This is a genomic window from Paraburkholderia sp. HD33-4 (genome assembly GCF_021390635.1).
GTDB lineage: Bacteria > Pseudomonadota > Gammaproteobacteria > Burkholderiales > Burkholderiaceae > Paraburkholderia.
In genome coordinates, this window is sequence record NZ_JAJEJS010000001.1 from 3162086 (window position 1) to 3174906 (window position 12821).

Below are 12821 nucleotides of genomic sequence, written 5' to 3' on the forward strand. Positions count from 1 at the left end.
CTGATTCCTGTTGTGCGGGTTGAAAGGCTTAAAGACGGCGCTTGGCTTCGGCGACGATCTGCGCGGGCGTGATGCCGAAGTGTTCGTACAGCACCTCGGCGGGCCCCGACGCACCGAACCCCGCCATGCCCACGAAGCCGCCGCGCTCGCCGAGGTAGCGGTCCCAGCCGAAACGAACGGCCGCCTCGACGCCAATGCGCACCGTGTCCACGCCGATCACCGCTTCACGATACGCGCGGGCCTGTGCGTCGAACAACTCCCAGCACGGCAGTGAAACGACGGCCGTTGGGATGCCTTCGCGCTGTAGTTGCTCGCGCGCCGCGAGCGCGAGCGCGACCTCCGAACCGGTGGCCAGCAGCGTCACGAGGCGCTTGCCGCCCTGTTCCGACGCAAGCACATAGCCGCCGCGCGCACACAGGTTCTCCGCGCCGTGACGCGTGCGCACGAGCGGCAGGTTCTGCCGCGCGAACACCATCGTGCTGGGACCGCTGCGGTGCTCGTACGCGAGCGCCCAGCATTCCGCGGCCTCGACCGCATCGGCGGGACGGAACACCCGCATGTTCGGCATCGCGCGCAACGACGCGAGAATCTCGACCGGTTGATGCGTCGGCCCGTTTCTGCCGACGCCGATCGAATCGTGGCTGAACACGAACTTCACGGGCAGTCCCATCAGCGCGGCCATGCGCATGGCGGGCCGTTCGTAGTCGGAAAACGCGAGGTAAGTGACGGCCAGCGGAATCACCCCGCCATGGGCGGCCATGCCGTTCGCCATCGAGCCCATCACGTGCTCGCGCACGCCGCAATGCACGTACGCGCCGCCGCGGTCTGCGGCGGTGAACGCATGCAGGCTGCGCTTGTGGCTCGTCGGCGCTTCGAGGTCCGCGCAGGCGACCATGCGCTCGGGCAGCTGCGCGAGCCGGTCGTTGATCTCGGCGGAGATCATGATGCCTGCCTCGGCCTCGCCACGTTCGATGCTTTGCCGTTTGTAGTCTTCGAGTACCCGTTGCCAGCCCTCGGGCAAACGACCCGCCTGAATCCGCTCGAACTCCGCGCGCGCATCGGCGGGCAAGGCCGCGAGCCGCTCGTGCCAAGCCAGATATTCGCTTTCGCTGCGCTGCCCCGCGGCGCGCCACGCATCGAGCACGTCGCGCGGAATCTCGAACGGCGCATGCGGCCAGCCAAGCTGGTTGCGCGCCGCGTCGGCGTCGGCTTCGAACAGCTTGCCGCTGTGTCCGCCGCGCTGTCCTTGCAGCCGCGCAATGCCGCGCGCGATGACGGTGCGGCACGCGATCATCGACGGGCGCGGATCGCGCTTCGCTTCGGCGAGCGCCGCGGCCAGCGCATCGAGATCGTGTCCGTCGGCTTCGATCACATGCCATCCGGCGACGCGAAACCGCGCACTGACGTCTTCGCTGATCGACAGCGACGTGCTGCCGTCGTCGGTGATGCGGTTGTCGTCCCAGCAGAGGATCAGCTTGCCGAGTTGCAGGTGACCCGCCAGCGCGATCATCTCCTGGCCGACGCCTTCCTGCAGACAACCGTCGCCGACGAACGCGTAGGTGTGATGGTTGACGATGCCGTCGCCGAACTTCGCGTTCAGATAAGCCTCCGCGACGGCCATGCCCAACGCGTTAGCGATGCCCTGCCCGAGCGGCCCGGTCGTCACTTCGATGCCCGCCGCGGTATCGAACTCCGGGTGACCTTCGCAGCGCGAGCCCATCTGCCGGAACGACCTCAGTTCTTCGATGCCGAAGTGCGCGTAACCGCTCAGGTGCAGTAGCGCATACAGCAGCATCGAGCCGTGCCCGTTCGACAGCACGAAGCGGTCGCGGTCGGGCCACTGCGGATCGGCGGGATTGAACTTCAGATGCTGGGTGTAGAGCGCGGTTGCGATTTCCGCCATGCCGAGCGGCACGCCCTGATGGCCTTCGCCGGCGCGCACGATGGCATCGATCGCAAGAAAGCGGATCGCGTTGGCGAGCGGCCGTGTTTCGTGCAACGGCATGAGTTCAGACATGACTTCTCCTTGCCGCGACGCGCTACAGGCGGCGGCGATGATTTGAGTGAAGCGGGGATGCGCCGCGCCGGTCTCACGGCGCGGCGCTTGGTCAATGCAGGAAACCGGTCGAGATCCAGGGCACGGCGGCCACGACGATCAGGCCGACCACGAGCGCCGCCAGATAGCCGACGATCGGCTTCATGCCTTCATCGGGATGGATGCGGCTCACGGCGCACGCCGAGTAGTAGCCCACGCCGAACGGCGGCGCGAACAGTCCGACGCCCATCGCGAGGATCACGACCATCGCGTAGTGCACCTCGTTGATGCCGAGCTGCCGCGCGATCGGGAACATCAGCGGACCGAACAACACGACGGCGGGAATGCCTTCCAGCACGCTGCCGAGCACGACGAACACGACGATCGACGCGGCGAAGAACGTGAAGGCGCCGCCGGGCAAGCCCGCCATCGTCTGCGCGAGCTGGCCGGAGAAGCCCGATTGCGTGAGCGCCCATGCCATGCCCGTCGCGGCGCCGATGATCAGCAGGATCGCGCCGGACAGCGAGGCCGTGTCGATCAACATCGGCTTGAGCCGTGCCCATTCGAAGCGCCGGTAAATGACGAGGCCCGCGAACACCGAATAGACGATGCCGATCGTCGACACCTCGGTCGCCGTCGCGACGCCTTTGACGACCGCCGCGCGAATCACGAACGGCAGCGCGAGTGCCGGCAGCGCGATCACGAGCTTGCGGACGATCTCGCGGCGCGTGGCGCGCCGCACGCCCGACAGATCGTCGCCGCGATAGCGCCACCAGACGACCGAGCACAACGTGATTGCCAGCACGATGGCGGGCAGCATGCCGCCCGTGAACAGCGCGGAGATCGACACGCCCGTCACCGAGCCGAGCGTGATCAGCACGAGGCTCGGCGGGATCGTCTCGGTCTGCGCGCCGGTGGCCGCGAGCAGCGCGACGAGGTCGCCCGGTTTCGCGCCGCGCGCCTTCATCTCGGGAAACAGCACCGGCGCGATGGCGGCCATGTCGGCGGCCTTCGAGCCGGAGATGCCGGACACCAGATACATCGCGCCCACCAGCACATACGACAGGCCGCCGCGCACATGGCCGAGCAGACTCGCGAGAAACGAGATCATCGCGGCCGCCATGCCGGTCATCTCGATCAGCTGGCCGAGGAACACGAACAGCGGCACCGACAGCAGGATCAGGTGCGACATGCCTTCGTCCATGCGGCCGACCACCACGCTGAGCGGCGTGCTCGTCGTGAGCGCGAGATAGCCGAACGTCGCGAGCCCGAACGAAAACGCGATCGGCACACCGCAGAGCACGCACAGCGCGACGAGCCCGACGAAGAAGATCAGCAGGTTCGCGTTGCCGAGATTCTGCAGCAGCGGACTCACCGCGACGAAGCCGCCCGCGATCGCGGCCACCAGCGCGAGCGCGGCGAGCGTCATCTGCCAGTTGGCGGCGCGCACGAGGCGCAGGCAGGCGACCGCGAGCATCAACGCGCTGCCGACCGGCAGCGCCGCGGCACGCCAGGTGTCCGAGATGCCGAGCGCGGGCGTCGTGATGATGCTCTGATCCTGCGCGAAGTCGACCGCGGGCCCGGCGATCAGCAGTAGAAACGCGAGCGGCGCGGCGATCGCCACGACCTCGAGAAACGCGCGGAACTGGGGCGACGCCTTGCCCACCAGCGCGGTCATGCGCATATGCTCGCCGCGCCGCAACGCGATCACGGCGCCGAGCATCGCGAGCCACACGAACAGCATGGACGCGAGCTCATCGCTCCAGATGAGCGGCCGATGCAGCAGATAGCGGCTCGTGACGCCCGCCAGCAGCACGAGAATTTCGGCGACCACGAGCAGCGCGGCAGGAATTTCGACGCAGCGCGCGAGCGCGTTGTCGATGGCCGCCACGAGGCGGCGCGGCGGCGGATGAGGAAAAGCGGTGCTGTGCATGATGTTCATACCAGTTTTCCGGAGTACTTTTCGAGCAGGCTCCAACCCTGCTCGCCATACTTGCCTTTCCAGTCGCTGTAGAAGCTCGTCTTGCGCAACGCATCGCGGAACGCCTGGCGGTCCACTTCGACGACATTGACGCCCTTCGCTTTCAGATCGTTGCGCAGCGAGCCGTTGAGCTTCGCGATGTCGGCGCGCTGCAGCATGCCCGCCGCTTCGAATTCGCGCGTGACGATTGCACGCATATCGGCGGGCAGCTTCTCCCAGGCGCGGCGGTTGCCGAGGATCCAGTAGCCGTCCCACACGTGCGAGGTCAGGCTGATCGACTTCTGCACTTCGTAGAGCTTGGTCGTCGCGATGATCGGCAGCGGATTCTCCTGGCCTTCGACGACGCCCGTTTGCAGCGCCGAGTACAGCTCGTTGAAGTTGATCGGCGAAGGACCCGCGTCGAACGCCTGGAACAGCGACGTCAGCATCGGCGCCTGCGGCACGCGGATCTTGAAGCCCTTCAGGTCGGCTGGCTGCTTGATCACGCGCGTCGACGAACTAACCTGCCGGAAGCCGTTGTCCCACACGCGCGACACGGTCACGATGCCGGTCTTCTCGATCTGCGCGCGGACGTAGGCGCCGAGCTCGCCGTCCATCGCTTTCCAGACCGTGTCGTAGTCGGGGAACGCGAAACCCGTGTTGACGATGCCGGCGGCCGGCGCGAGCGTCGCGAGAACCGACGACGCCTGGTTGAAGAACTCCACGCCGCCGCTGCGCACCTGCGACAGCAGGTCGGTGTCGGAGCCGAGCTGGTTCGACGGAAAGACCTTGATGTCGAGCTTGCCGCCAGTGGCGGCGCGAATCTTGTCGCAGGCCTGCTGGGCGCGGACGTTGACCGGATGGGTCGGGTCCTGGCCCGTCGCGAGCTTGTACGAGAAGTCGGCGGCCGACGCGCGACGGATCGACAAACCCCACAGCGGCGCCGCGGCGGCGACGCTGGCGCCCGCTTTCAGAAAGGTGCGCCGGTCGATGCCCCGGCCGCTGGTCGAACGATGGCTCATGGTGTGCTCCTCCAAGATGGATACGCAGGTATCGCGTTGTATGTTGTCTCGCACAGCACGCTCTGTGGCGCGTTTGCCTGTGCCCGGCGACTGCCTTGACGCGCGCGGCTGGCCGGACACCGCCGCGCGCCGCGTTCTGGCCGTGCCGGCCTCAGCCGTGAATCAGCATGCCGCCGTTGACGTCGATGACGGCGCCGGTGATGTACGACGAAATCGGCGCGGCGAGAAACAGGAAAGCGCCGGCGACGTCGTCGGGCACGCCGAGACGGTTCAGCGGAATGCCCGCGAGAATCTCGCCGCGCTTGTCGTCGGGGATCTTGCCCGCGTTGATGTCGGTCTGGATCAGGCCGGGCGTCACGCAGTTCACGCGAATGCCGTCGGCGCCGAGTTCTCGCGCCATCGCTTTGGCGAGACCCAGCACGCCCGCCTTCGCGGCCGAATAATGCGGGCCGCCGAGAATCCCGCCGCCGCGCTGCGCCGAGACCGACGACATGCAACCGATCGAGCCGCTCTTCTGCTTCTTCATGTACGGCACGACCGCCTGCGACAGATACAGCACGCCGCGCAGGTTCACGTCGAGAATGCGGTCCCAGCTCGCGGCATCGATGTCGAGCAGCTTCGCTGCTTGCGTGATGCCGGCGTTGTTGATCAGCACATCGATGGCGCCGAAGTCGGCGACGACCTGCGCGGCTGCGCTTTCGCAGGCCTCACGGTCGGTGACGTTGCAGACGTAGCCGCGATGCTCGGGGCCGATCGAGGCGGCCGCATCGCGCGCCGCCGACAGATCGAGATCGAGAATGGCGACCTTTGCGCCGTGCTTCGCGAACATCCGCGCCGTGGCCATGCCGATGCCTCGCGGCGAGGCGGCACCGGAAATAACGGCGACCTTGCCGTCGAGAAGACGCGACTCTGACATGATGCTGCTCTCCTTCGTGATAGGAATTGGACTGCGGTTGTGCGGGTATGCGAGCGGCCTGGTTAGCCGAGCCAGCCCTTGATGGTGTTGCTCATCGCTTCGGTCGAGATGCCGTAGCGGTCGTGCAGCGTGGGCAGCGCGCCGGCGTCGAGGAACTCGTCGGGCAGCGCGATTTGCCGGAATGGCGGCGTGACGCCAGCGCCGAGCAGCGTGCGCGCCACGGCTTCGCCGAGTCCGCCGATCACCGTATGGTTCTCCGCGACGATCACCATGCGGCCCGTGCGCTTCGCTTCGCGCAGGATCGTCGCGGTGTCGAGCGGCTTGATGGTCGGCACGTGCAGCACGGCCACACCGACGTTGTCCGCCTCCAGCGCCTTCGCGACTTCGAGCGAGCGCATCGTCATGATCCCCGACGAGATCAGCAGCACGTCGTTGCCGTCGCGCAGCAGCTTCGCCTTGCCGAGTTCGAAGCGGTAGTCGTATTCGTCGAGCACGGCGGGCACATTGCCGCGCAACAGCCGCGCATAGACCGGACCTTTGTGCGCGGCAATCGCCGGCACCATCTGCTCGATATCGAGCGCGTCACACGGATCGATCACCGTCATGTTCGGCATCGCGCGCATCAGCGCGAGGTCTTCGGCGGCCTGGTGGCTCGGGCCGTAGCCGGTCGTGAGGCCCGGCAGCGCGCAGACGATCTTCACGTCGAGATTGTCTTCGGCGATCGTTTGATGGATGAAGTCGTAGGCGCGCCGCGTGCCGAACACCGCGTAGGTCGTGACGAACGGCTGCGCGCCTTCGTGCGCGAAACCGGATGCCGCGCCCATCAGCAACTGCTCGGCCATGCCCATCTGGTAGTAGCGCTCCGGAAACTCCTTCGCGAAGATGTGCAGGTCGGTGTACTTGCCGAGGTCGGCCGTCATGCCGATCACGCTGGACTTGTTGCGCGCCAGTTCCGCAAGCGCGTGACCGAACGGCGCCGAACGCGTGACCTGGCCTTCCGACGCGATCGACGCGATCATCGCCGAGGTCTTCAGGCGCGGCTTCTTTGCAACGGTACTCATGCTTGTCTCCCGGCTTCGAGCGCTTCGAGCGCGAGTTGCCATTCGTGTGCATCGACGCGGATGAAGTGGTTTTTCTCGCGCGCTTCGAGGAACGGCACGCCGCAGCCCATCTTCGTATCGCAAACGATGATGCGCGGCTGCGGCTTGTCGTGATGGCGCGCGTTGTCGAACGCGCGCCTGACCGCGTCGATGTCGTTGCCGTCCACGCGCTGCGTGTACCAGCCGAACGCTTCGAGCTTGTCGACGAGCGGCTCGAACGCCATGATCTGCGTCGACGGACCATCGGCCTGCTGGTTGTTCACGTCGACGATCGCGATCAGGTTGTCGAGCTTCCAGTGCGCGGCCGACATCAGGCCTTCCCAGACCGCGCCTTCGTCGAGCTCGCCATCGGAGAACAGCGTGTAGACGAAGGAGTCCGAAGCTTTGCGCTTCAGACCAAGACAGCGGCCGACGGCGATCGTCAGCCCCTGGCCGAGCGAGCCGCCCGACATCTCCATGCCCGGCGTGTAGCTCGCCATGCCGGACATCGGCAGGCGGCTGTCGTCGCTGCCGTAGGTTTCGAGTTCGTCGGCGGGCAGGATGCCGGCTTCGAAAAGCGCCGCGTACAAAGCAATCGCGTAATGGCCATTCGACAGCAGGAAGCGGTCGCGGCCTTCCCATTCGGGGTCTTCAGGGCGGTAACGCATCGCGCCGAAGTATGCGACGGCCAGCACGTCGGCAATGTCGAGCGCCTGGCCGATATAGCCCTGGCCCTGTACTTCGCCCATCAGCAACGCGTTGCGGCGGATGCGGTAGGCGTGCTCCGCGAGTTGGGCGGTGTGCCCGGCTTCGCTCGTATTCACGCGTGTCTCCTTAGAGGGTGATTCGACTCGTGCGCTGCCTCGGGTAATCCCTCGGTTCAAGTGCGCTTCCAATGGATAACAGCGTATCGACTTGAATAGGTTCGCTCAAACGAATTAAAGTGGGCTATTGCTGAACTCAATTCATGTGAATGCTGCCATGCACCATCGCGTCACGCTCAAGTCCATTCAGGCTTTCGAGGCCGCCGCGCGGCTTTCGTCGTTCGCTCTCGCAGCAGAAGAACTGTTCGTCACGCCCTCGGCGGTCAGTCATCAGGTCAAGCTGCTCGAGGACCAATTGGGCGTGCGGCTCTTCCATCGCGTGCATCGCGCGGTGGTGCTCACGGACATGGGGCGTCAATACGCTGAGGAAATCGGCGCGGCGTTCGCGCGCATCGACAAGGCGACGCGCGACATCGGCCGCGTGGCGAAGAGCGACATCCTGACCGTGCACGCCACGCCAAGCATCGCCACCCAATGGCTGATGCCGCGGCTTGCGCGCTTCAGCGCGCTGCATCCGGACATCGATGTGCGGCTCAATGCGTCATCGGCGGCGGTGGACCTGATCAAGGAGTCGGTCGATATCGACATCCGCTATGGCGCGCGACGCTTGCAGCCGCCCGGCACGATGGTGCTCGACCTGCCGCTCGAAACGATCGTGCCGCTGTGCTCGCCGCGACTCGCGGACGGCGAGCATCCGATCCGCACCGTCGCGGACCTGCGGCATCACACGCTGATTCATAGCGAGGGGTGTCTCGTCGGCTGGCGCGACTGGATGCGGCTGCATCGCAAGGTGGTGCTCGACATCACGCGCGGGCCGCGTTTCGATCGCTCGTTCATGGCGATCAGCGCGGCTGCGGACGGCATGGGCGTGTGTCTGGAGAGCCTGCTGCTCGCACAGCGCGAACTGGAAACCGGGACGCTGGTCGCGCCGTTAGGTCTCGAGGGATTGAAGGTAAATGGCTACACGCTGAACCTGCTCAAATCGCGCGCGGATCTGCCCAAGCTGAAGAGCTTTCAGGATTGGTTGTTCGAGGAGCTTGGGGCGCGCTGAACCTTCGCTCGATGTCTTCCATGCAGAGGCGACGCCGGCGCGCATATGCCTGCTCGTCAGCCAACCCCGAGCCATTCGCGCATCACATCGTCGCGCGACAGAAACGACGCCAACGCGCCGTCGAACACGATCTCGCCGTGCCCCATCACCGCGACTCGAGTCGCGATGCCCTGCGCGATCACGAGCCGCTGTTCGATCAGCAACATCGCGACGCCACGCTCGCGCAGCGTGTGCAGACAGCCGGCGACCTGCTGCATCACGAGACTCGCGAGCCCTTCGCCGGGCTCGTCGATCAGCAGCAGATCGGGGTCGCCGAGCAGCGCCCGCGCAAGTGCGAGCATCTGCTGCTCGCCGCCCGACAGCGCGCCGGCGCGCGTGCGCTTGCGCTCGGCGAGCACGGGGAATAGCGCGTACGCGTCGTCGAGCGTGAAGCGCGGCGCGCGTCCGCGCGCACGCGACGCGGCACCCGGCGCGATGCCGAGCAGCAGGTTCTCATGGACGCTCAGCGCGGCGAACACGTCGCGATGTTCGGCCACATAGCCGAGCCCGAGCCGCGCGATCTCGAACGTGCGCAGACCGGCGAGCGAACGTCCCGCGAAACGCAGTTCGCCCTCGCAATGCACGAGGCCCATGATCGCGCGTGCGAGCGTCGAGCGGCCCGAGCCGTTGCGGCCGACGAGGGCGAGCACCTCGCCGGGCTCGACGCTCAGCATGACGCCATGCAGCGCCTGGCTCGCGCCGTACCACGCGTTCAGGTCGCGAATGTCGAGCAACGCGCTCATCGCAGTGCCCCGTTGTCCAGTCCACCACCAGCCCGCGCGCGTGAGCCGATCTCGAAGCCCTCACCCAGATACGCGGCCCGCACCGCCGCGTCCGCGCGAATCGCGGCCGGCGACCCGCTCGCGATGATGCGCCCTTGCACCAGCACCGAAATGCGATCGGCAATCGCAAACACCGCGTCCATGTCGTGCTCGACCATCAGCAGCGTGCGGCCCGCGGTGGTATTGCGGATCAGTTCGATCGCGCGCGCCGCTTCCGCGCGGTTCATGCCCGCCGTCGGTTCGTCGAGCAGCAGCGTGTGCGCGCCGCCCGCGAGCGCGATGCCGAGGTCGAGCGCGCGCTGTTCCGCGTAGCTGAGCGTGCCGGCCGCGACGTCGCGGCGCACGCCGAGGCCGACCGCGTCGAGTACGTCGGCGGCGCGCGCATCGACCGTGGCCGTGCCGGTCAAACGCTGCCACCAGCGCGTGCGATCGCGCTCGGCAAGCTGTGCCGCGCAGCGCAGGTTGTCGAACACGGACAGCCGCGCGAACACGCTGGTGCTCTGGAAGCTGCGCGCGAGGCCGCGGCGCGCGATCGCCGCCGGTGCGAGCCGCGTGATGTCCGCGCCGAACAGATGGATGCGCCCGGCGCTCGGCCGCGTGCCGCCCCCGATCAGATTGAACAGCGTCGACTTGCCCGCGCCGTTCGGGCCGATCAGCGCGTGGCGCTCACCGGGCTCGATGGCGAGATCGACGCCGCGCAGTATCTGCGTCGGGCCGAAGCGTTTTTCGATGCCGTAGAGCGCGAGTGCGGGGATCATCGTGTGGCTCCGGGGGATCGTGTTGCGCGGGCGCGGGCGTCGGCGGCAACGCGTGCATGCGCGCGCAATGCGCCGCGGGTGGACAGCGCGACCAGGACTGCGAGCGCAAGGAGCGCAAGCGCGCGATGCAATGGCGAGGCCGCGAGTGCAGACAGCGGGGACGCGCCAGAGACATCCGCAGCCCCACCTGCACCGGCACCTGCGCCAAAGATCACTCCGAACGCCGCGCCTTCGTCCGCGCCGAACTGCGCCGCATAGGCCCACTGCACCGCGACCACGATGGCCGCGAGCCACAGCAACCCCGCCACCGCGCTCCACAGATACGCGGCGCGGCAAGCTCGCCAGCCATTGGCCGCAATTCGCGCCGTCTGCCGCGAAGCAAAGCCCGCGAGCCCGTCGGGCGCGGCCATCACGACCACGACGAAAAACAGCCCGAGGTAGAACAGCCACGCCCGCGTGACACTCGCGACCACCACGCTGAGAAACGTCAGCACGATCGCCCCCGCGACCGGCCCGAAGAACGCCGCCGTGCCGCCGATCACGGTCGCGATCAACACCGCGCCCGAGCGCATCATGCCAACGCTCTCGGTCGACACGAGTTCGATGTTGATCAGCCCCAGCGTCCCCGCGATGCCCGCGAAAAACGCCGACAGCACGACCACGCCATAGCGAACCCGGCGCGGATAGCAGCCGATCGCCGCGGCGCGCGCGGGATTGTCGCGCACCGCGTTCGCGAGCCGCATGAACGGCGTGCGCGACAACGCGAACATCGCGACACTCGCGACGACGCACCACAGCGCGATCAGCACGTAGGCTTCGCGCGCCGGTCCGAAACTCCAGCCGCCGAGCGGCGGCCCGCCTGCGCGATCGATCGCGACGCCCGCCTCGCCGCCAAACCAGCCCGGCAGCGTCCACGCGGCCGCGACGACGAGCTCGCCGAGACCCAGCGTGATCATCGCGAACGCGGTGCCGGCACGGCGCGTCGCGATGAAACCGAACAGCACGCCGCACAGCGCGCCGCCGATCCCGCCGACCAACGGCAGCAGCACGAGCGGCACGCCGCCCGCGTTGAACACGCGCGCGGCGATCAACGCGCCGAGCCCCGCATAGGCGGCATGCCCGAACGACAGCAGTCCGGTCTCACCGAGCAGCAGGTTGTACGACAGCGCGAGCACGATCATCGTCGCGCTTTGCGCGAGATACGCGAGCAGCCAGCTGTGCGGCCAGATGAAAGGCGGCACGGCCAGAAAGGCGACCAGCGCGAGCCACGGCGCGAGCGCGCGCACGAGCGGGGCCGATGGCGGAGCGGGCGGCGTGGGCGCCGCAGGATCGACCGAGGCGCGCCGTGGGGACCCGGCTCGCGCGGACGACCCCGCGGCGCCCAACGACGCGACCTGCCCGGACCGTGCGCGCCGCTTACGCATGATCGTCACGCCTTCCGAACAGCCCGCGGGGCTTCACTGCCAGCACCGCGACGAGCAGCAGGTACGGCAGCAGCGGCGCGAGTTGCGCGAGCGTCAGCGCGTCCCATTCGGGCGGCAGCACCGCGCCGGCGAGCGACACCACGTCGCCCAGCGACAGATTGCTCGCGACCGCAAGCGTCTGCACGCATCCCACCAGCAGCGACGCGAAGAGCGCGCCGCTCAGCGACCCGAGCCCGCCGATCACGACCACGACGAACCCGATCGAGCCGAGCGACTCCGCCATCGCCGGCTCGATCACGAACAGCGGCGCGCCGATCACGCCGGCCAGCGCGGCGAGCGCGGTGCCGGCCGCGAACACACCGGTAAACACGCGCGGCACGTTGTGGCCGAGCGCTTCGACGGCCTGTGCATGGGTGAGCGCGGCGCGCACGATCAAGCCCGTCTTCGACACGCGCAGCATCGCGACGAGCGCCGCGAGCATCGCGAGCGACACCGCCATCATGAACGCGCGATAGCGCGTGAAGACCGCCCCGTACAACGAGAACAGCGGGCCGTCGAGCAGCGCCGGAATCCTCGCCGACAGCGGACTGAGCCCCCAGCCGAGCTTGACGAGTTCGCCGAGCAGATAGGCTGCGCCGAACGTCAGCAGCAGTTCGGGCAGATGACCGTGGCCGCGCACGCGCCGCAGCAGCCAGCGTTCGAGCGCCGCGCCGAGCAGACCGACGACGAGCGGCGCGACCACCAGCGCGCTCCAGAAACCGGCGCGCGCCGCCACCGAAAAGCCGACGTACGCGCCGAGCATGTAGAAGCTCGCATGCGCGAAGTTGAGCACGCCGAGCATGCTGAAGATCAGCGTCAGCCCGGCCGACAGCATGAACAGCAACAGCCCGTAGCTCAGGCCGTTGAGCAGAGTGACGATGAACGACTGCAC

The 12821-nt window shown here is 67.7% G+C and carries 11 protein-coding genes; 1 reads left to right on the forward strand and 10 read right to left on the reverse strand.

The window, feature by feature from the left end:
• Positions 1 to 28: 28 nt before the first annotated feature.
• From tkt to L0U84_RS14005, 6 genes are all read right to left on the reverse strand, one after another.
• Positions 29 to 2005, reverse strand: a complete 1977-nt coding sequence (gene tkt, locus L0U84_RS13980; protein WP_442794034.1) for a transketolase — start codon at positions 2003 to 2005, stop codon at positions 29 to 31.
• 103 nt (positions 2006 to 2108) lie between these two features.
• Positions 2109 to 3968, reverse strand: a complete 1860-nt coding sequence (locus L0U84_RS13985) for a TRAP transporter large permease (protein WP_442794035.1) — start codon at positions 3966 to 3968, stop codon at positions 2109 to 2111.
• A gap of 5 nt (positions 3969 to 3973) precedes the next feature.
• Positions 3974 to 5017 (reverse strand): TRAP transporter substrate-binding protein, encoded by a 1044-nt coding sequence (locus tag L0U84_RS13990; RefSeq protein WP_233850604.1) that lies wholly within the window; start codon positions 5015 to 5017, stop codon positions 3974 to 3976.
• 151 nt (positions 5018 to 5168) lie between these two features.
• Positions 5169 to 5933, reverse strand: a complete 765-nt coding sequence (locus tag L0U84_RS13995; protein ID WP_233850606.1) for an SDR family NAD(P)-dependent oxidoreductase — start codon at positions 5931 to 5933, stop codon at positions 5169 to 5171.
• 62 nt (positions 5934 to 5995) lie between these two features.
• Complete coding sequence (locus L0U84_RS14000) at positions 5996 to 6994, reverse strand: transketolase family protein (protein WP_233850608.1); 999 nt, start codon at positions 6992 to 6994, stop codon at positions 5996 to 5998.
• Positions 6991 to 7836, reverse strand: a complete 846-nt coding sequence (locus L0U84_RS14005) for a transketolase (RefSeq protein ID WP_233850609.1) — start codon at positions 7834 to 7836, stop codon at positions 6991 to 6993. Before L0U84_RS14005 ends, L0U84_RS14000 begins: the two co-directional genes overlap by 4 nt.
• Positions 7837 to 7993: 157 nt before the next feature.
• Here L0U84_RS14005 and gcvA point away from each other — a divergent pair, with 157 nt between their 5' ends.
• A complete protein-coding gene (gene gcvA, locus L0U84_RS14010) occupies positions 7994 to 8887 on the forward strand; it encodes a transcriptional regulator GcvA (RefSeq protein ID WP_233850610.1) in 894 nt (297 codons plus the stop codon).
• Positions 8888 to 8943: 56 nt separating this feature from the next.
• Here the strand turns inward: gcvA and L0U84_RS14015 are convergent, their stop codons facing one another.
• From L0U84_RS14015 to L0U84_RS14030, 4 genes are read right to left on the reverse strand one after another with little or no spacing between them, the layout of a single operon-like run.
• Positions 8944 to 9669, reverse strand: a complete 726-nt coding sequence (locus tag L0U84_RS14015; protein WP_233850611.1) for an ABC transporter ATP-binding protein — start codon at positions 9667 to 9669, stop codon at positions 8944 to 8946.
• Positions 9666 to 10466, reverse strand: coding sequence for an ABC transporter ATP-binding protein (locus L0U84_RS14020; protein ID WP_233850612.1), 801 nt, complete (start codon positions 10464 to 10466; stop codon positions 9666 to 9668). The genes L0U84_RS14015 and L0U84_RS14020 overlap by 4 nt, the downstream gene beginning before the upstream one ends.
• A complete protein-coding gene (locus tag L0U84_RS14025) occupies positions 10463 to 11890 on the reverse strand; it encodes a branched-chain amino acid ABC transporter permease (protein WP_233850613.1) in 1428 nt (475 codons plus the stop codon). The genes L0U84_RS14020 and L0U84_RS14025 overlap by 4 nt, the downstream gene beginning before the upstream one ends.
• On the reverse strand, positions 11883 to 12821 hold the full coding sequence (locus L0U84_RS14030) for a branched-chain amino acid ABC transporter permease (protein ID WP_233850614.1): 939 nt from the start codon (positions 12819 to 12821) through the stop codon (positions 11883 to 11885). The genes L0U84_RS14025 and L0U84_RS14030 overlap by 8 nt, the downstream gene beginning before the upstream one ends.

Excerpts from the sequence above, each read along its gene's own strand:
- gcvA (WP_233850610.1), top strand. The coding sequence starts at position 7,994 with ATGCACCATCGCGTCACGCTCAAGTCCATTCAGGCTTTCGAGGCCGCC.
- L0U84_RS13995 (WP_233850606.1), bottom strand. The coding sequence starts at position 5,933 with ATGTCAGAGTCGCGTCTTCTCGACGGCAAGGTCGCCGTTATTTCCGGT.
- L0U84_RS14015 (WP_233850611.1), bottom strand. The coding sequence starts at position 9,669 with ATGAGCGCGTTGCTCGACATTCGCGACCTGAACGCGTGGTACGGCGCG.
- L0U84_RS14020 (WP_233850612.1), bottom strand. The coding sequence starts at position 10,466 with ATGATCCCCGCACTCGCGCTCTACGGCATCGAAAAACGCTTCGGCCCG.
- tkt (WP_442794034.1), bottom strand. The coding sequence starts at position 2,005 with ATGCCGTTGCACGAAACACGGCCGCTCGCCAACGCGATCCGCTTTCTT.
- L0U84_RS14025 (WP_233850613.1), bottom strand. The coding sequence starts at position 11,890 with ATGCGTAAGCGGCGCGCACGGTCCGGGCAGGTCGCGTCGTTGGGCGCC.
- L0U84_RS13990 (WP_233850604.1), bottom strand. The coding sequence starts at position 5,017 with ATGAGCCATCGTTCGACCAGCGGCCGGGGCATCGACCGGCGCACCTTT.
- L0U84_RS13985 (WP_442794035.1), bottom strand. The coding sequence starts at position 3,968 with ATGCACAGCACCGCTTTTCCTCATCCGCCGCCGCGCCGCCTCGTGGCG.
- L0U84_RS14000 (WP_233850608.1), bottom strand. The coding sequence starts at position 6,994 with ATGAGTACCGTTGCAAAGAAGCCGCGCCTGAAGACCTCGGCGATGATC.